Origin of the sequence: Octadecabacter arcticus 238, assembly GCF_000155735.2 — a bacterium.
GTDB classification, from domain to species: domain Bacteria; phylum Pseudomonadota; class Alphaproteobacteria; order Rhodobacterales; family Rhodobacteraceae; genus Octadecabacter; species Octadecabacter arcticus.
On record NC_020908.1, the window covers coordinates 3,933,644 to 3,952,161 of the forward strand.

18 protein-coding genes and 5 pseudogenes are annotated in these 18,518 nt (G+C 55.8%); 7 read left to right on the forward strand and 16 right to left on the reverse strand.

The features are described 5' to 3' along the window. Position 1 precedes the first annotated feature (1 nt). Positions 2 to 415: a 50S ribosomal protein L16 gene (gene rplP / locus OA238_RS20305; protein WP_015496646.1), complete on the forward strand. Its 414-nt coding sequence runs from the start codon at positions 2 to 4 to the stop codon at positions 413 to 415. Between the two features lie 444 nt (positions 416 to 859). On the opposite strand, the pseudogene OA238_RS20315 reads toward rplP, so the two are convergent. Further along, positions 860 to 2,150: pseudogene (locus OA238_RS20315) on the reverse strand (IS256 family transposase). A gap of 312 nt (positions 2,151 to 2,462) precedes the next feature. Between OA238_RS20315 and OA238_RS34090 the strand changes: the two are divergent. After that, the gene (locus OA238_RS34090; RefSeq protein ID WP_245581356.1) at positions 2,463 to 2,639 is read left to right on the forward strand and encodes a hypothetical protein; all 177 of its coding nucleotides are present in this window, start codon (positions 2,463 to 2,465) and stop codon (positions 2,637 to 2,639) included. Positions 2,640 to 2,654: 15 nt separating this feature from the next. Then, positions 2,655 to 3,377, forward strand: a complete 723-nt coding sequence (locus tag OA238_RS20320) for a transposase (RefSeq protein ID WP_275450523.1) — start codon at positions 2,655 to 2,657, stop codon at positions 3,375 to 3,377. A 186-nt stretch (positions 3,378 to 3,563) separates the two neighbouring features. On the opposite strand, the gene OA238_RS20325 is transcribed toward OA238_RS20320, so the two are convergent. The 4 genes and pseudogenes from OA238_RS20325 to OA238_RS20340 all read right to left on the reverse strand — a co-directional run. Further along, positions 3,564 to 4,253 (reverse strand): lysozyme family protein, encoded by a 690-nt coding sequence (locus tag OA238_RS20325; RefSeq protein WP_015496648.1) that lies wholly within the window; start codon positions 4,251 to 4,253, stop codon positions 3,564 to 3,566. 89 nt (positions 4,254 to 4,342) lie between these two features. Beyond that, positions 4,343 to 4,951 (reverse strand): 2OG-Fe(II) oxygenase family protein, encoded by a 609-nt coding sequence (locus OA238_RS20330; protein ID WP_015496649.1) that lies wholly within the window; start codon positions 4,949 to 4,951, stop codon positions 4,343 to 4,345. Positions 4,952 to 5,250: 299 nt separating this feature from the next. Continuing rightward, positions 5,251 to 5,619, reverse strand: a pseudogene (locus OA238_RS20335) (DDE-type integrase/transposase/recombinase); the annotation flags it as partial. A 48-nt stretch (positions 5,620 to 5,667) separates the two neighbouring features. Further along, positions 5,668 to 6,105 (reverse strand): annotated as a pseudogene (locus OA238_RS20340) (IS6 family transposase); the annotation flags it as partial. Between the two features lie 140 nt (positions 6,106 to 6,245). Here OA238_RS20340 and OA238_RS32010 point away from each other — a divergent pair. Beyond that, on the forward strand, positions 6,246 to 6,401 hold the full coding sequence (locus tag OA238_RS32010) for an IS66 family transposase (RefSeq protein WP_015496650.1): 156 nt from the start codon (positions 6,246 to 6,248) through the stop codon (positions 6,399 to 6,401). Positions 6,402 to 6,427: 26 nt separating this feature from the next. Here the strand turns inward: OA238_RS32010 and OA238_RS30600 are convergent. Then, positions 6,428 to 6,634: pseudogene (locus OA238_RS30600) on the reverse strand (transposase); the annotation flags it as partial. Between the two features lie 87 nt (positions 6,635 to 6,721). On the opposite strand from OA238_RS30600, the gene OA238_RS20350 reads away from it, so the two are divergent. Beyond that, on the forward strand, positions 6,722 to 7,789 hold the full coding sequence (locus tag OA238_RS20350; RefSeq protein WP_015494593.1) for an IS630 family transposase: 1,068 nt from the start codon (positions 6,722 to 6,724) through the stop codon (positions 7,787 to 7,789). Between the two features lie 31 nt (positions 7,790 to 7,820). On the opposite strand, the pseudogene OA238_RS35190 reads toward OA238_RS20350, so the two are convergent. From OA238_RS35190 to pyk, 5 genes and pseudogenes are all read right to left on the reverse strand, one after another. Further along, positions 7,821 to 8,687: pseudogene (locus tag OA238_RS35190) on the reverse strand (transposase); the annotation flags it as partial. A gap of 259 nt (positions 8,688 to 8,946) precedes the next feature. Then, the gene (gene rplT / locus OA238_RS20360; protein WP_015496651.1) at positions 8,947 to 9,306 is read right to left on the reverse strand and encodes a 50S ribosomal protein L20; all 360 of its coding nucleotides are present in this window, start codon (positions 9,304 to 9,306) and stop codon (positions 8,947 to 8,949) included. A 12-nt stretch (positions 9,307 to 9,318) separates the two neighbouring features. After that, positions 9,319 to 9,519, reverse strand: a complete 201-nt coding sequence (rpmI, locus tag OA238_RS20365; protein WP_015496652.1) for a 50S ribosomal protein L35 — start codon at positions 9,517 to 9,519, stop codon at positions 9,319 to 9,321. Between the two features lie 132 nt (positions 9,520 to 9,651). Continuing rightward, entirely contained in the window at positions 9,652 to 9,876 is a 225-nt protein-coding gene (locus tag OA238_RS20370; protein WP_015496653.1) for a hypothetical protein, read from the reverse strand. A 33-nt stretch (positions 9,877 to 9,909) separates the two neighbouring features. Then, positions 9,910 to 11,361, reverse strand: a complete 1,452-nt coding sequence (pyk, locus tag OA238_RS20375) for a pyruvate kinase (RefSeq protein WP_015496654.1) — start codon at positions 11,359 to 11,361, stop codon at positions 9,910 to 9,912. 109 nt (positions 11,362 to 11,470) lie between these two features. Between pyk and OA238_RS20380 the strand changes: the two genes are divergently transcribed. Further along, on the forward strand, positions 11,471 to 12,235 hold the full coding sequence (locus OA238_RS20380; RefSeq protein ID WP_015496655.1) for an N-formylglutamate amidohydrolase: 765 nt from the start codon (positions 11,471 to 11,473) through the stop codon (positions 12,233 to 12,235). A gap of 1 nt (position 12,236) precedes the next feature. Further along, positions 12,237 to 12,554 carry a DUF1244 domain-containing protein gene (locus OA238_RS20385; protein ID WP_144056054.1) on the forward strand — a complete coding sequence of 106 codons (318 nt, stop codon included), beginning with the start codon at positions 12,237 to 12,239 and terminating at the stop codon, positions 12,552 to 12,554. 48 nt (positions 12,555 to 12,602) lie between these two features. Here OA238_RS20385 and OA238_RS20390 read toward each other — a convergent pair whose 3' ends face one another. The 5 genes from OA238_RS20390 to dgcN all read right to left on the reverse strand — a co-directional run bounded on the left by OA238_RS20390 (position 12,603) and on the right by dgcN (position 18,413). Continuing rightward, positions 12,603 to 13,253, reverse strand: coding sequence for a hypothetical protein (locus tag OA238_RS20390; RefSeq protein ID WP_015496657.1), 651 nt, complete (start codon positions 13,251 to 13,253; stop codon positions 12,603 to 12,605). Positions 13,254 to 13,274: 21 nt separating this feature from the next. Further along, positions 13,275 to 15,245 carry an OmpA family protein gene (locus OA238_RS33320; RefSeq protein ID WP_217591562.1) on the reverse strand — a complete coding sequence of 657 codons (1,971 nt, stop codon included), beginning with the start codon at positions 15,243 to 15,245 and terminating at the stop codon, positions 13,275 to 13,277. Between the two features lie 270 nt (positions 15,246 to 15,515). Continuing rightward, positions 15,516 to 16,376: a D-amino-acid transaminase gene (locus OA238_RS20400; RefSeq protein ID WP_015496659.1), complete on the reverse strand. Its 861-nt coding sequence runs from the start codon at positions 16,374 to 16,376 to the stop codon at positions 15,516 to 15,518. A 5-nt stretch (positions 16,377 to 16,381) separates the two neighbouring features. Next, on the reverse strand, positions 16,382 to 17,347 hold the full coding sequence (gene dgcA, locus OA238_RS20405) for an N-acetyl-D-Glu racemase DgcA (protein ID WP_015496660.1): 966 nt from the start codon (positions 17,345 to 17,347) through the stop codon (positions 16,382 to 16,384). 64 nt (positions 17,348 to 17,411) lie between these two features. Further along, on the reverse strand, positions 17,412 to 18,413 hold the full coding sequence (gene dgcN, locus OA238_RS20410) for an N-acetyltransferase DgcN (RefSeq protein ID WP_015496661.1): 1,002 nt from the start codon (positions 18,411 to 18,413) through the stop codon (positions 17,412 to 17,414). Between the last annotated feature and the right edge of the window lie 105 nt (positions 18,414 to 18,518).

The following is an 18,518-nucleotide window of genomic DNA, read 5'->3' on the forward strand; positions in this document are numbered from 1 at the left end:
AATGCTTCAGCCAAAACGCACTAAATTCCGCAAGCAGCATAAAGGCCGCATCAAGGGAGAAGCCAAAGGCGGCTCTGACCTGACATTCGGTACTTATGGTCTTAAAGCAACTGAGCCAGAACGTGTGACAGCGCGTCAGATTGAGGCAGCACGCCGCGCGATGACACGTCACATGAAACGTCAAGGCCGCGTCTGGATCCGTATTTTCCCAGACGTACCCGTGACGTCCAAGCCCACCGAAGTTCGTATGGGTAAGGGTAAAGGCTCCGTTGATTATTGGGCATGTAAGGTCAAACCTGGCCGCATCATGTTCGAAATCGATGGCGTATCCGAAGACATCGCCCGCGAAGCCCTGCGCCTCGCTGCGATGAAACTGCCTGTGAAAACACGCACGGTTCTTCGCGAAGACTGGTAATTTTCACAACGTGAAAATCGCCAAGTGGGGTGTAGCGAATTCGATTACGAATTTGCGGGCCCCACACCGGACTTAAGGCTTCACCCCCCCGCCGAGCAATCGGCGGGGTTTTTTTGTTTCTTAGATATCGGACGATGACGTCAGCAGGTAAATTGTCGAGTTTTTGAAATCAACTCAGCAGGAACACTGTCGACGGAAAAGAATCCGTCTACTTCCTCCCGGTGCGAAAGCTCTGGGTTCAGACACTGAACCACAAGCTGCGCGCCGAATGTACCTAGTTTACCGTCTGCCTCCACATTGAAGATTGATTGTCCTGCAAACGTAAAGTCCAAGAGACTTCGCTGTCCAATTTTGACCGTAATAATCTAGAGTTCCGTCCAAAAAGTAGAAAGCATCAAGTTGCTTGTCGAGTTATTGTCAAATCTGGTGTTTAAGGCTTGTCGGTCATGCGGCGATCTGGTCTGGGTTGGTGGCTTCAATTCCGTCTTTGAACGTGACGCCGGTGATGACTTTGGCGAGGTAGTCAAAGCCGCGTAGTTTTCGCCAGTTTTGCTCGGCGCATTGGCCCAGTTTAAACATCATGTGCAGCATGCCATCGCGTGACAGGCAGCCCTTTGAACGCTTGGTGCGGTGGCGGATCGTGGCAAAGGCGGATTCAATTGGGTTGCTGGTGCGGATACTCTGCCAATGTTGGGCGGGGAAGTCGAAGAATGCCATGAGTTCGGTCCGGTCTTTTTGCAGGCACAGCGCCGCCTTGTGATATTTGGGTTCGTAGATTTTGATGAACAAATCGAATGCCTTTTCCGCATCGTCTTTGGTCTCGGCCTGTCCCGTTGCCTGACAGGGTATTGCGCAAGCGATGTCCCGAGAAGGAGATATTGTGGATCGCTGCCTTTGCCTTTGGCTGTGACAGCTTGGGCAAACAGTTGAGTACGTTCATCGTTTTGTGTTGCCAGCAACGTTGGTGCCGCGTTGTGGGATAGACTTCATCCATAGCGGCCCAGAACCCCATGGCACCGTCCCCGATGGCCAGCTTGGGGGCATTCATTCCCCGGCTTTTGAGGCTCAACAGAACTTCGCGCCAGCTATGCGTGGACTCGCGCACCCCGTCCTCGATAGCCAAGAACCGCTTCTTGCCACGGGCTGTGACGCCAACAATCACAAGGGCGCAGAGCTTATCATCTTCGCCTCGAAGGCCACTGTGGACGCCGTCGGCCCAGATGTAGACCAAAGGTTCATCCTCCAGCACTGCCTCTCTCCAGCCGTCGTATTCCTTGGCCCAATCACGCTTCAGCCGCGAGACCGTATTTGCTGATAAGCCAGCGGCATCAGGACCCAGAAGAACCTTGAGGGCCGCGCACATTTCGCCACTGGAAATCCCTTTGAGGTAGAGCCACGGCAAGGCCGCTTCCAACGTCTTGGTTCTGCGCACGTACGGTGGCACAAGGGCCGAATGGAATGTCACGGGCTGGCCGTTTTTTGAGCGAACCTTGGGAATGCGCACGTTCACGGGGCCGATGCCCGTTTGAAACGGGCGCTCGGGATGATGACCATTGCGCACAACAGTTGCATGACCGGCCTCAGTGTGCGCGCTGGTAAACTGAGACAGATAGCTCTCAAGCTCAGCTTCAACTGCTGTTGCGATCAATTGCTGGGCTCCCGTTCTTAACAAATCCGTAAGCGCGTCCGTGATCCCGTCTCGACGCGCAAAATCAACAATGTTAGTCGTTTCCATGGTGGTGTATCTCTTTCGGTTGGGCTGCTTTCTCACAACAACAAATCAACCAGATACGCCGCCAACCTTCAAATCCCTCAAACACCAGATTCAGTCATAGCTCAGCTTGTCTTATAAAGACCCCAGCTTTTGTGCGAAACAAGAGCCACAGATCAGCATTTTAAAATGCTGATCTGTGGTGGTGGTTGGATCGTCTGCCGCTTGGTCTTTGAGGACCGTTGAAGAGTAAGATCAACCACTACCTTCGCCACAGGCCTGAACGGATACAGAGCGGCACGAAGCCCTCTAGGACAAGCATAGGATATGACGAAGATGACGGATGATACCATTGGTATAGACATTCACCGGCTGAGCGACGGGAAGATGATGTCGTTTAGCAATTGCCCTGCAGGATTTAAGGCGCTTTCCAAGTTCTGCGCAAAGACGGCAGTGACACGCGTTGTTTATGAAGCAACAGGCGCTTACCACAGCGGACTAGAACGGGCCTAGGGTGCGCATCTACCACTGGTAAAGGTGAACCCTTTGCAGGCGCGCCGATTTGCGCAAGCACAAGGCGTGCGCGCAAAAACCGACGCCGTCGACGCAAAAATATTGGCCGTCATGGGGAATGCTTTTGTATTACAACCAGATGAGCCAGCCACAAAAATACAGCACGATCTTAGAGAGTTACGCGCATTTCGTTCAGCGTTGGTCAAAGACCGCACCCGCATCATGATCCGTCTGAAAGTCCAAACCCTGTCCATCACTTACCGTCAAAGCAAAGCCCGCTTGGCTCAGGTTGACAGACAAATCGCTGAGATCAATGCTGCGATTGGCCGTCTGATACACTCCAGCGACAGGCTGGCGCATTCGATGAAAATTCTCCGCTCAATTCCAGGCACCGGCGCGGTCTGTGCGGCCACCATTTTGATAGAGATGCCTGAAATCGGGAGTATGGACCGAATGCAGGTGGCCTGTTTGACCGGAGTAGCGCCTATGATACCGCAATCTGGACAATGGCGAGGGAAATCATTCATTCAGGTTGGTCGCAAAGTAGTGAGGGACGCCCTCTACATGCCAGCCTTGGTCGCGATGAGATTCAACCCTGACCTCAAGGCGAAATATCAAGCCATGATTAAAGCTGGAAAGCCACCAAAAGCCTCCCTTACTGCGCTTATGCGAAAGCTCATTGAACTCGCCAATACCCTCATCAAGGCAGATCGAAATTGGGTCAAAAAATCGGCTTGATCAAGACGGATACTCTACATCGGAAATAACTGTGCCGACTAAGATCTGCTAACTTGCAGCGCCAGCGACGCAAACTAACAAAGAGGTCAGTAATTTTTTGACTGCCAATCTTATGTCCTAGCGACCAGATTTGCATTGAAATCTCAGTCACTTGAACACGGTCCTGATAGGATGTCTTGCGTTTTCTCACCCCCCAACCGGCCAAATCCGCGCCATACCGCCATCAAACGCCACCCATGACATCGCCGCTGAATTCCCTGCGTGGCCTTCGTAATAAGACTGGCTATTGGGTAGTGGCAGCCCCGCCCATATCCGCGCGAGGTTGTGCATGAACTGGCGGCGTTCCAATGCACCCGCCTGAAATTGCGACAGGCCAGCGTCCTCAAGCAACACCAGCGCCAACGCGTCCTGCACCCCGGGCGTAAATTGCGTTTCTGGCCCGAACCCACGCACCCGCGCTACCCGCCGCAGCGTCGGGGGAATAAACTGATAGCGGCCAATCGCATGGGGCTGACCCGGCGTGTCGTCGATCCAACGATAAATCTCCCCCAACGTCATCTGGGTCGGCAATTGAACGGGCCGCACCCGCGCGCCGTGTTGCACGGCGTCATAACCAGCCGACCCCGATTCGGCGCGGGCAATCAGGCTCAGCAATTGATCGACGTGCGCGGTGCCGATGATCGGGGCAGCGACCCTCGGTGCTGTGCGTTCCGGCAGCGGCGCAAAGAACCCGATCCGCGCGTCGGGCGCAAACAGACTCGCGCGCGTTGCGGTCTCTGGTGCTGCGTTTGATCGGGGAAACAGGGAATTCAATTCAGCACGGGCCATCCCCGCGCCCACTGCAAGTCCCAAAGCCAGCCATAAAATTCGAACCATTCCGTCGCATCCCTTCTGAGATTGCGACGCTTCTGGCAGCAAGAGGTTTAGGTTTCGTTCCTAAAAGGTGTTCAAACCCTTACCACAGCCTAGTCCCAGCGGTAATTGAAACTCACAGAAATCCGGTCGTCCTCGGACATGTTCATCGGCACTTCATGACGCAGCCAGCTTTCCCACATCAGCACATCACCGACGACAGGTTTGATGTAGACGAACTGTTTCATCTCCTCGCGCGCATCGGGTTTGCGGGCTGGGGCGGCCATCATCATCTGGCTGCGTGGGTCCTCGAGCTTCAGCGCCGACGCGCCTTCGGGCATCTTCACATAGGTCGTGCCGGAAATCACTGAATGGGGGTGGATGTGTGACGTGTGGACGCCGCCCTCAGGCAGAATGTTGATCCAGATGTCTTCCAGCACCAATTTGCGCCCATCCAGATTGAACTCCAAATCCTCCGCGAAGGTCTTCACATGGGCATCGAGCGCCGTAACAACGTCTGCAAAGATCGGGAACCGCCACGGCAGGTCTGTCAGCGATGCATAGGACGTGTATCCGGGGAAATCGTTGGCCTCGCACCACTCATTGCCCGCGTCATCATCCTCGGCGACGGAATAACACGATGCGCGCAGCTCATCTTGATCAATAGGTCCAAGCGAGGCTTGAAAAAGACGGGTGGCGAAGAGGGAGCGGATGTTTGTCATGTCGGTCCAATATCGCACTTCGGGATATTCAACCAGTGCGCAGCAGTCGCTTTTCCATGAAAAAGCGATGAGAGCGGCACGCAGCAGAAGACACACAAAAATCGTATGTAGAGTTGATAAAGCACGTTAAAGATTCAAATACAGCTGAGGGCTAGGCGCATCCAAAAAATCTCAACGTCGCGCGCAATACGCTCATGACTGTAGAACAGTACAAACGAACCTCATTACTGCTCTCACAAACGAAATAGGCTCAGTGAGATGCTGCTGGTTTCTTGGACTGCAACTTAAGCTTTCATCGCTCACTCCTCGCATTCCATAGGGCTTAGATAACCGATGGTCGAGTGACGGCGTGTCGGATTATAGAAGCGTTCGATGTAATCGAAGACATCGGCACGCGCCTGATCGCGTGTTCGGTAGACTTTGCGTCTCACGCGCTCGATCTTGAGCGTTGAGAAGAACCTTTCAACAGCAGCGTTGTCCCAGACGTTGCCTGACCGGCTCATTGAACAGGTAACGCCGTAGTCTTCCATTATCCGCTGGACCGCTTCGCTGGTGTATTGGCTGCCCTGATCCGAGTGATGCAGCAGTTCCTTTGGCCGCCCCCTGCCCCAGATCGCCATCATAAGGGCATCGGTAACCATCAGTGCCGTCATGGCATCCTTCATCCATTGCCCGGCAGGCGATTGCAAAGCAACCAGCCAACAGGGGACCACGCAGTAGGAACGGAGCTTGTCGGTGACGAAGACATCTGCGGAGCCATGGCGTTTCATGGTTTTCCTCAGGAATTTTTAGGCTGCCTTGCGATCACGGCACTTTGTGATGAAGATTTCCAGGACTTCCCCGTCGTGATCCACTGCCCGCCAAAGATAGTGCGGCTAGCCGTTAATCTTCACGAACACCTCATCCAGGTGCCATTGCCAATTTGAATATGTGCGCATTTGACTGACCCTTTTATTACGGTTCTCAGCGGCAAACAGCGGGCCAAATCTGTTCCACAAAAAACGAACCGTCTCATGGCTGATGTAGATGCCGCGTTCCAGCAAAAGATCCTCGACATTCCGAAGCGAAAGCGGAAACCGAACATACATCATGACGGCCAGACTGATGATCTCGGGGCTCGTCTTGAAGGAGCGGAAAGGGCTGTGTTTTGTCATCCAGCGACGCTAATTCCTCGCCCTGCCCGCCTCAGCCGATTTTGCTCTGACAGTGCCAGACCGCGGCACATCTGCCGAGGATCGACTGGCGCTGCGCCAAACCAAAAAATGCACCCAAGATCGAAACCTTCAAAGCATGGTTGGGCCATGCCCGCGCACAGGTCTCTGCCAAGTCCCCAACAGGCGCGGCACTCAAATACATCGCCAAATATTGGGATGGGTTGATCCTGTTCCTGACCGATGGCCGCATCGAGATGGACAGCAACGGATGGGAGTATCCGAAGTTCTGTGTATGAGGCTTCGCCGATGCTGATTTGACGGGTCATCTGTTGAACCGTTCTGGGTATAGTATAGCGAACTGATTGCGGGCAGCGACCCTTTCTCTGACGCATCTGCTAGCCTTCTCGAAACTGCGGATCGCGAGATAGATTAGCTTGGTTGCGGCATCGTCTGTTGGAAAGCTGCCGCGCGTTTTGGTGGGTTTTCGGATCACTCGGTTCAAGCTTTCAATCGCATTTGTGTAGTATACTCCTGCGCCTGAATTGACCTGACGATTTTGGGCCTGCGTTTCACTTCGTCGCATGGCCAAAGGCGGTTCAGTCTGTATTTTGAGTTTATGAGCAAGCAATACAAAACAGTCTCCTTATCCGACGAGCAGCGCATAGCACTTGAAGCGCTTTGCCGCCGCCGCAAAGTTGACGCCCTTGTTTGGAAACGGGCGCGCGCGTTTCTTCTTTTGGACGCAGGAGAAGACGCCGGAACGGTTTGCCGGATTTTGGATATTGGCCCGACAGTTTTGACGGAGTGGCGATTTGCCTTTGCCGGTGCGGGACTATCGTTTTTCGGTCTGAAGGACTACAGCCAGCGTCAGGGTCATTTGTCCGTCGTGCAAGAGCAGGTGGTGAGAGCCCATTTCACCGCGCAGCCTGCCCGCAATGCCGATGAGGTCTGTGCCTATGTTCTAGCCGAGTGCGACCAAAACTACAGCACGTCGGGAGCCGCCAAGCTGATGCGCCGCCTGGGGTTCGCGTATAAGAAACCACAATTGCTGCCTGCACAGGCCGATGAAGCCAAGCAGGCTGCGTTTATTGCCAAATATGAGGCCCTGATGAACGGGTTGGCCGCAGATGAGATGGTTGTCTTTTCGGACGCTGTCCACCCCGAACACCAGAGCCGCCCCGCCCATGGTTGGTTCCCCAAGGGACAAAAGACGGCCCTGAAGGCGACATCAGGGCGCAAGCGGCTCAACATTCAGGGCGCGCTTGACCTTGAGACTTTCCAGTTCACCTTTGTGGAAGGCGAGAAGATCAATGCCCAGACAACCCGACAGATGCTGGAAAAGTTGGAACGCAACAACCAAACCAAGACGGCCATCCACGTCTTTGTCGACAATGCCCGCTATCATCATGCCAAGATACTACAGCCATGGCTGGACAGCCCAGAACGTCGGGTGAAGTTGCATTTCTTGCCAGCATATGCCCCGCACCTCAACCCGATCGAGCGTCTTTGGGGTGTTATGCACAAATGGGTCACCCACAATCGGCACTATGCAACGTTCAACCAATTCACAGAGGCCATTTTCGACTTCTTCCGCAAGACCCTGCCAGAAAAATGGCCAGAGTTCCGCGACACCGTCACCGACAACTTCCGCGTCATATCGCTCAAGGAATACAAAGTGATTTGAGGGGAAAACCTCAGGTCAATTCAGGCGCGGGAGTATAGATGATTTTCCGCACCGCTGGTGGGAAGGCAAAGAACGGGATGATCTCCTGCCATGCCCGTCGCTATGAGGGTGCGATTGAGGGGTATTTCTGGCCCCATTCAGCCTCTAAATCATCAAGGTCTTTCTCGGCCTCGATATCATCCGTGGCCTGATAAACTCGCTTCAGGTCTTTGGCCACAGCCTTGCGATCCTTCCAGCCGCAGACGTTCAGCGAGTGGCGCACCAGATGCACGATGCAGGGTGAGGGGCGTCCTGGAATTGGTCCAGTGGACCAATTCCGCCCTGAACGGGCGGCGCCACGGCTTGGACTGTGGTCTCAGGAAACGCGGCGTTGATGGCGTCAGGAAAGCCCTTGAGACATTGCCCGGCAGTGGATCGGATACATCGGTTCCAAGGCGCGGTTTTGCCAGTCAGACACCTCAGCCAGAACAGCGTCGGTGACACGGCTGATAAGGTCGGCAGACACATTCAGGCCGTAAACCTCTTCGAGGTGAGCACGAATGTCGCGGGTCGACAGGCCCGGCGCATAAAGCCACCCTCTCGGCAGATTGCCGTGCAATCGCCTGCCGGGCAGTCGAAACGAAGTTTCGATGAGAGGGCGATCGCTCAGGATTTCAATCGGCACAGCTCCGTCATTGCCCTTCAGCACCTTGCGGGTCGCGCCGTTGCGACGGTTGGTTTGCTCGCTGGTAGGCTCACCATGCGGTTTATAACCCAAATGCTCGGTCAACTCAGCGCCCAGCATTCACTCCATCAGGCGGACCTTCAGTTCCGTCATCAGGCCTGTGTCGCCCAGCAGATCGTCGGGCCGATTCAGGCCGCTCAGCAGCTCGTCCAGAAATTCTTTGGAAATCGTCATTGTTGTCATGCTCATTTGGTTTGGAAGCATGGGGCCAAATTACTCATACACAAAAGGTCGGACACTCTCAGATTCGCTGCGCCAGCACGGACCTCTCAAAAACCACCACTTTGGGAAAACTACCAAAAGCAGCTATTGGTCCAACCGTAGCTGAATGATAGCTTTTTGCCGCAGATCAGAGCTTCGAAAATGCAACCATACGAACGCAAAAGGCCGCCCCGAATGGAGCGGCCTTTCTAATTTCGATCAGCAGTTTGCCTTACGCCATTGCGGATTTTGCTTTTTCAACAATCGCGCCGAATGCATCTGGTTCGTGAACAGCAAGATCGGCGAGGACTTTGCGGTCCACTTCGATGCCAGCCAAGTTCAGGCCATTGATGAAACGTGAATATGTCAGTGTCTCATCGATGCTGCGAACAGCTGCGTTGATCCGCTGGATCCACAAAGCGCGGAAGTTGCGCTTACGGTTGTGACGGTCGCGTGTTGCGTATTGGTTCGCCTTATCGACGGCCTGACGCGCAACTTTGAAGGTATTGGAACGACGGCCATAATAGCCTTTCGCTGCATCTGTTACCTTCTTGTGACGACGGTGAGTGACTGTACCACCTTTAACTCGCATATCAAATTCTCCTTAGCGCGCGTATGGCATGAAGGACTTGATGATTTTCGCATCAGGTGCCGACAGCAGGGTTGTTCCGCGCGCATTACGCAGGAATTTATTCGAACGTTTGATCATGCCATGCTGTTTACCAGCCTGTGATCCTTTGACTTTGCCAGTGGCAGTCATTGAGAACCGCTTTTTGCAGCTCGATTTTGTCTTCATCTTGGGCATTTCCGTCTCCTCTTTGGGTCGGTGGGTCGCGCGACTCGGCATGCCACTTAGGCCGGACGCGCGGTAAGAAATGGTTGATTAGCCCGCGCCATGTTCTATGGCAAGCGGAATCTCGGTGAATGCCGCAACGGTCTAATTGATGTAGCGCTCCACGACGTTCACGAACACGTCAGGAATATCATTGATCGCGTAACCGTCGGGATTTTCATTGATTGCGAGCGCGATAAGCCCGCCCGCGACCATGACCGCAATTGCGGCGGCACGCGGGACGCGCCCGTCTGCAATCGCACCCAAAATGGACGGAATTGAAAATCCGCCAACCACGAGCCCAATTACAATCAAAAGATCCGGATCCATGCCGATCCCCCAAAACGTTACAGTTTAGAAAGACTACTCCGAAGATCCTGCAAAAATCAAACGTTCGTCGCACGGTGCCACACGCAGAATGTTTGTGCTGCCCGGTGTGTTGAACGGAACACCTGCTGTGACGACAACCATATCGCTTGGCGTCGCAATACCTGACGCGATCGCTGCGCGCACCGCTTCGATCACGGCAGTCTTGAAACGATCAACGACTTTGACTGTCATCACACAGTTCGTCCCCCAGCTGAGAGCAAGGCGGCGGACAGTGTTGATGTCGCTGGACAGCACGATAATCGGCACGCGCGGGCGTTCACGCGATGTCAAAAGCGCGGTTGTACCAGACTGGGAATAACAACAGATCGCCTTGATGTCGGCGGTTTCCGCGATTTCACGGGCGGCGGCCACGATACCGTCAGCAACGGTGCGGCCGCTGGTCTTACGGCTGGCTTCGATGATTTCGGTATAGGTCGGGTCTGACTCGACCTCTATGGCCACGTTGCTCATGGTGGTGACTGCTTCGATGGGGAACGACCCTGCGGCAGATTCAGCAGACAGCATCACACCATCAGCGCCTTCATAGATCGCGGTTGCCACATCGGAGACTTCGGCGCGGGTCGGCATCGGAGAATCGATCATCGATTCGAGCATTTGGGTCGCAACGATTACGGGCTTTGCAGCTGCGCGGCATTTACGGACCAGTTGTTTCTGGATCGGCGGCACATTTTGAACCGGCAATTCGACGCCCAGATCGCCACGCGCAACCATGATGCCATCAGAGACCGCAAGAATTTCGTCAAACATCGTGACAGCCGTTGGCTTTTCGATCTTGGACATCAGCGCGGCACGACCTCTTGTCAGCTTACGGGCTTCTTCGACGTCGGCGGGACGCTGCACGAACGACAGGGCAAGCCAATCGACACCCAGTTCGCAGACAAATTCCAGATCCTTGCGGTCTTTGTCCGACAGCGCGGCGAGCGGCAGGACCACGTCAGGCACATTCACGCCTTTGCGGTTGGAAATCGTACCCGCCACAAGAACTTCGCAATCGGCAAAGTCGCGACCGCAGTCTTTGACACGCAGTTTGATCTTGCCGTCGTTCACCAGCAGGTGCGCGCCAGGTTCAAGGGCGTCAAAAATCTCTTTGTGGGGCAGCTGAACACGCGCGGACGTGCCGGGTGCATCATCCAGATCAAGGCGGAACGACTGACCAACAACAAGGTCTTCGCCGTCTTCATTGGCAAAAACACCAACGCGCAATTTCGGCCCCTGAAGGTCAGCCAGAATTGCAATCGGGCTGTTGAGGTCTTTTTCGACTTGGCGGATGATTCCATGGCGGATCTTAATTTCGGCGTGATCACCATGGCTCATATTGAGGCGGAACACGTCTGCGCCCGCTTCGTGCAAGGCACGGATCATTTTGTAATCATTGGAGGCCGGCCCAAGGGTGGCTACAATCTTGACGTTGCGGTCGCGTTTCATGGTGTTATCCCTCGTGTTCTGCGGAGTACCGTACAAACAGTTACCGCTAACGGTTTCGCCGTCTTATAGCGTATTTTTAACGGTCTACAACTGCCCACGATCGGATAACATGAAGATGACAGACGAACCATTCGAGGCATTTCATCTGCACGGGGCCGCGCGTAAGTCGCACTGGCTGATTACCTGTGACCACGCGTCAAACATTGTACCACCCTGTGTTGGTGGCGGATCACTGGGACTGTCGGACGCAGAAATGCAGCGACATATCGCATTCGACGTTGGAGCGGCGGGTGTGACACGCGCACTGGCGGATGCCTTGAATGCACCCGCAGTCTTGTCAAATTTTTCGCGGATGGTGATTGATCCCAACCGCGGGCTGGATGATCCGACCCTGTTGATGAAACTATACGACGGCACGGTGATCCCCGCCAATCGCACGGCAGACGAGGTGGAAAAGGCGCGTCGCGTCGAGGCGTTTCACGCGCCCTACCACAGCGCGCTGGCCGACCTTGCGGCGCGGCAAGACGATACGGTGATCATCGCGATCCACAGTTTTACACCGCGATTGAACGGCCGCTCCCCGCGACCTTGGCACATCGGGATTTTGCACCAATTCGATGACAGGTTGTCGGACCCGCTGTTAGATTTGCTGCGCGATGAGGATGATTTATACGTCGGGGACAATGAACCCTATGCAGGCCACCTGCCCGGTGATTCCGTTGACCGTCATGCCTTGCAAATGGGGCGCGCCAATGCGTTAATCGAACTGCGCAGTGACCTGATTGAGACGCCAGATCAACAGGTCGCTTGGGCAAACCGGTTAGCCCCGATCCTGACCCAAGCCCTAATCCAGATGGAGGACGTAGATGCCTGATATTAATGCGCAAACCCAAATCGAACTCGAAGCGGCCGCGTATCGGCGGTTGCAAAAACACCTGATGGAAGACCGCACCGATGTGCAAAACATCGATATGATGAATTTAGCGGGGTTTTGCCGCAATTGCCTGAGCCGCTGGTACCAAGAATCTGCCGCAGAGCGCGGCATTGAAATGACCAAAGACGAAGGCCGCGAGGCGTTCTACGGCATGACGGTGGATGCGTGGAAAGCCGATTATCAGTCCGAGTCGACACCGAGCAAAGACGCCGCTTTCAAGGTGGCGTTTGATGAGAATGTGGCGAAGAAAGATGGCTGACCGCCGGTCCTGCGGTACGGTCAGTTTCACCTCAATTTAATTTGAAACCTAGTCTTTGCGGCGCATAAACGCAGGCACCTGAACTCCTGTCAGCGCTTTGGCCTGCGCCACCCAGTTGTCACGGGTCACGCGGCCCTTGAAGCCTTCCAGATTATCATCGACCCATGCAATTTCTTCAGCATTCCACGCGGCGATTTGGTCAAAGTGCCAAAACCCCAGCCGGTTACAAATCATTTCCATCTTCGCGCCGATGCCTTTGATCTTCGTCAGATCATCAGGCAAACCATCGCGCGCCGCGATGAGGCCTTGGGGCTTGCCGACAGTCGCCGAATTTAAAGCCGCCGGTGTTGGTTGCGCGTTTGGCACGGGCTTTACCGCATCATCCGCTGGCATGTCCACAATCGGGTCCGGCGTTGAAACGGGCAACACTGCCTGAGCTGCCAGCGGTGGCCGCACGTAGCCGCCACCTTGCATCGCGGGGATATCGTCAAGCGGATCGCGGGTTTGGGCCTTGGCGCGATCCAGTTCTGTCCGCAGGCGGTGTATTTCATTGGCGTTGGCGCCAGTGTCGACCCCCAACCTGCGACCGGTTTGAGCCCGCCTGCCCCAGATCAGCCAACCCGCGATGAGGCCAATCAAGGCAGCAAGCGCCAGTAGAACCCACATCTCCACCAGCAGAAATTCCCATCCTTTGAACATGTTAGTTTCCTTTGGCTTGCATCATGGGTCGCGCAGCGCACCTGCCGCGAACCACGTGATATCGGTTCTGCGATTGGCCGCGCGCCCCTCGGGCGTTGCGTTGTCGGTTATGGGTTGGGTTGGGCCGAAACCGAACGCGGTCATAGCGTTTTCTGGAACACCGCGTACGATCAGGGCGGCGCGCACGGCGTTGGCGCGATCTTGGCTCAAGGCATTGTTTGTCAGCTCATCGCCAGAGGAATCGGTATGGCCGCCAACTTCGAGCGTTAGGTCCGCCGCGGCGCAGGGCAAAACAACGGCCGCCAAAGCATTGATCGTGCGGATAGATGTGGCGTCAAGGCGGGCGGACGATGACAAGAACCCGATTTGACCGCCTTCCAAGATGTTCAGCGTCTGCGCCGCACAGGCAGCGACATCGACGTCGCCGTCAAACACCACATTGGGCAGCCAGAAACCATCCGTGAAAATTTCATCAAGGCCAGTCGCGGCATTGGTTCGGGTGGTCCCGCTTTCGGGCAGGATTTCGAGCGGGCTAAGTGAAAATGCGACATCCGTGGGCAGGCGTTCGGCCAGATCGTTCGCGACAAGGTCTAGATCAACACCGGGTGACAACACCAGGTCGAGCGCGCTTTGATCGCCTGCACGCGCGTAGGTCAGCGCTTCAAGCTCGGGCAGGTAGCCCGCGACGATCAGCAATGTTTCCAAACTGCTGGCGACATCATCGTCGTCGCGCGCTGTTGCGGGGGTGCCAGAAATGGCATCAAGGCCCAGCGCCAGATCAAGATCACCAATCGCAAGTCCTGCTGGCAAACGACCCTCAATTATCGCTCCGATCGCTGCATCATATGTCAGTGTCCAAGCGGCGGGGGATCCATCATCAAGATAGATCATTTCGCGGCTGATTTCAGTGTCAGGTGCTGCGTTGGCCAGCACTTCATTCATGGCCAGACCAACTTGCGGTGATGCCGCTGTTCCGGTCAGCGTAATCTGAGTTTCGCTCACCCGTAGTGTTCCAGTGGTCATCATCCCAAGGGCCGATGTCCCGACGGCGGCGTTTGTGGAAAAGTCGGGCGTCACGGCGGGGCGAAAACTGGTGGTTCCAGCGTTTGTAATGGCAACGCCGGCAGGGTCACGCAACGTGAAGCCCGCCGGATATTTCCCGGACGCAGACGCAACACTGCCGTCCCATTCCATGATAAACCCGAGCGGCGCACCATCGTCCCACAGGCCAAGGTCGACCGTGACGTTGAAGGTTTCAGGCACCGTGGCCAAAAGTGTGCCCACCTGCGCAATGGCGTCAGGGGTTCCGGTGCCAATCAGCGATACGTCGCGGCGCTCAATCTCAAGCACCCCATCAATCAACTGCGACAGTCCCTGCATCGCGGTGCGGGCGACCACGGGCCATTGCGGATCAAACGCCGCGATCACGGCCTGATCAATCGCGATGGGATCGGCAGTGCCAAAAATTTCTTCGATTGCAGTGGCGGTAATGTCGGATGGAAATTTACCCTCTCCGGCAATCACGCCGTCGCGCAGCGTCAGCATAAGCCGCAACGGCGTTCCATCGTCCTCCAGATCAATTTCGATGATCAGGCTGTACGCCTCGGGCAGACGTTCAAGCCCGGCCAAAGTGGCGGTGAGTTCATCAGGATTTCGCACCAACCCACGCAGCAGCAAGGTGTGATCAGTCAGGGTCATCTCACCATATTTCAAGGTGCCCAGCACGGTAAGACCAAGCCCCGCAACGTTGACCCAATCAGCATCGGGGACACCCGCAGCGAGGGTCAGGTTCAGGGTCGGCCCCGCAAGATTTTTGGTCAGCGCACCCCGATCAGCGTCGGATGGAATGACGCCGGACAGGATTGTTGAGCCATCAACCTGTCGGGTCGCCGTTACGACATACGGATCCACCACCGGCAAAGTATCAACGCCGGACACATCAACGACCCGCACACCTTCCAAGCTTCTTAGCATCGCCTGAAGCAGGGCCAATTCGGTCTGATCGTCACCTGTCCTGTGACGGAAACATCACGCCCAGTGACCTGTGTTTGCACAGAGTATCGCGAACTTTCGACCGCTTCGCGTGCATCTGCGGCAATGGCGGATTGTATGGCCACAGCGTTCTACTTCGCGCCGACATACCCCAGCCCGCCGACACCCGCGATCAGCAAAAGACATCCGACTAGCGTTCGCACGTTGCCCTCCGGCGTGATTATTGTGGCTCACTATGGCCGTCAGCGGGGTGACTGGCAAGCATCACACTCACAGTGCGGCGTTGCGACTTTCCTCAAGGTAAATCTCACGTAGGCGCGCGGCAACCGGACCGGGGTTGCCTGTGCCAATGGCTGCGCCATCAATCTCGACCACGGGCATTACGAAGGTCGAGGCCGAGGTGATGAACGCTTCATCCGCATCTTGTGCTTCTTGGATGGTGAATGGGCGTTCTTCGACCTTCATCTGTGCCTCAAGGGCGAACCGCAGCACGGCGGCGCGGGTGATCCCGTGCAGGATTTCGGTGCCAAGATGGCGCGTGATGATCGTGTTGCCCTTTACGATATAGGCGTTGTTTGACGTGCCTTCGGTGACGGCGCCGTCTTCGACCATCCAAGCGTCGTCGCAGCCCGCAGCCTTGGCCATCATTTTACCCATGGACGGATACAACAGCTGCACGGTCTTAATATCGCGACGGCCCCAACGCTGATCTTCGATTGAGATCACTTTGATGCCGATCTTGGCGACAGGATTGTCAGCGAGGTTCGGCTTGGATTGTGTGAACAGCACCAGCGTCGGCTTAACGTCCGCACTCGGGTAGGTGAAATCGCGATCCCCTGCACTGCCGCGGCTGACTTGCAGATAAATCATACCTTCATCGATATCGTTCAGGCGGACAAGTTCGCGATGGATTTCCAACAAGTCGTCAAACGCGTCAGGCTTTTGCATCTCAAGCTCGCTCAGCGACCGTTCGAGGCGTTTGGAATGGCCCGCAAAATCGATCAACTTGCCGCCCAAAACCGACGTCACCTCATAGACGCCGTCAGCCATCAAAAATGACCGGTCAAAAATCGAAATCTTGGCGTCTTCTTCGGGCAGGTAGTCCCCGTTCAAATAGACTGTGCGGCTCATCTTACTTATCCCCAAAGTGCTGCGACGGGCGGGTGAACGCCGTCTTCGTCAAAATGCAATGCGTGGTCGCGGTCTTCGGCCAGAAGCAGTGGCCCGTCAAGGTCCACGACCTGCGCACCCTGTGCCACAATCGTCGCCGGTGCCATGGCGAGCGACGATCCGACCATGCAGCCGACCATCACACCGAACCGCGCATCGCGGGCTGCCGTGTTCAATGCCAAGGCTTCGGTCAGCCCACCTGTTTTGTCGAGCTTGATGTTCACCATGTCATACTTGCCCATAAGGTCGGGCAAGGACGCACGGTCATGGCAGCTTTCATCGGCGCAAACCGGCAAAGGTCGCGTGATTTCGCCCAACATGTCGTCCTGACCTGCTGGCATCGGCTGTTCGACCATGCTGACGCCAAGGCGGATCAGGTGCGGCGCGAGGTCGGTGTATACCTCAGCCGTCCATCCTTCATTGGCATCAACAATGATCGTACTTTTGGGCGCACCGGCCCGCACGGCCTCAAGTCTGGCCATATCATCGGACGTGCCGAGTTTGATCTTAAGCAGTGGGCGATGGGCATGTTTCACCGCCGACGCTTTCATGTTTTCGGGCGTATCAAGCGACAGAGTGAAGGCGGTTATGCACGGCTTGGGGGCTGGCACGCCAATCAAATCCCAGACGCGTTTGCCTGCGGCCTTTGCCTCTAGGTCCCACAACGCGCAATCGACGGCGTTGCGCGCAGCACCCGCCGTCAGCAGCTCATACAGACCATCGCGTGTCACATCATCAGGCAGGCCCGCGATCTGATCGGTCACGCTCGCCATCGTTTCGTCGTAACGCGCATAAGGCACACATTCGCCCCAGCCCGTCACACCGCCACGCGTGATTTTGGCGGTTAAAACCTTGGCCTCGGTGCGCGACCCGCGTGAGATCGTGAACACTTCGGCCAAACGAAATACGTCCTGCGTAACAGTGATGGTCATATGCGCTGCCTCCTGCTTCATCTTGGCCAATACAACTCACTGCGCGACGGCAGCAAATCAGCAACTACATCGCGGCCAAGGCATCCACCAGCCGTCCTGCGCCGTGGCGGAACGGGTCAACCGTTGGCAGGCCCATGCGTGCTTCGATATCAGTGAGGCATTTGATCGCGTCTGCTTCGTTCAAATGCTGGGTGTTGACGGAAATCCCCACAACTTCGCAGGCGGGATTAACAACGCGGGCCAGCAAAAGTGCGGTGTCCCGCAGTGTTTCGAGCGATGGCAGACCGTAGTGCGGCAACCCACGCATATGGGTGCGGGTCGGTTCGTGTGCCAAAATCAACGCATCCGGTTGGCCGCCATGGATAAGCGCCAGCGTCACGCCGGAATAGCTGGCGTGAAACAGGCTGCCCTGCCCTTCGATGTGGTCCCAATGATCGTCGTCATTGTCGGGCGTCAGGTATTCGACGGCGCCCGCCATGAAGTCGGCGACGACCGCATCCAGAGGAACGCCGCTGCCAGTGATCAAGATCCCCGTCTGACCCGTGGGCCGGAACGTCGATTTCAGCCCGCGTTTGCGCATTTCGGCATCAACGGCGAGGCTGGTGTACATTTTACCAATGGAGCAATCGGTGCCAACGGCCAAACAACGCTTGCCTGATCGCTTTACACCATCGGCAATCGGATAGGCCACAGACGGAATCCGCACATCGTGCAATTGACGGCCATTGGCACGCGCGGCCTCAACCAGATCAGCTTCGTCGCTTAGCAGATTGTGCAGGCCAGACGCGATGTCGAACCCCATGTTAAGCGCTTGGATCAAGACATCTTTCCACGCTTGGCTAATGACACCACCACGGTTTGCGACACCGATGACCAATGTCTGCGCACCTGCCGCTTTGGCGGCTTCCAGTGTCAAATCGTTCAGCCCTATATCCGCACCACAGCCCGCCAGTCGCAGCTGACCGACAGCGTTTTCAGGCCGCCAATCTTTGATGCCTTGCGCGACTTTAGCGCTTAACTGGTCCTGCGCATCGCCGAGGAACAAAAGGTACGGGGTGGGAATCATGGTCATCTCCTTAGGTTTAGCGCACGTTGCAACAAGTTGGCTGGGAATGTCTTTCGAAAAGCGCGCCAACTGATCGAATTATTCAAATTTGATGCGTGTTTATGC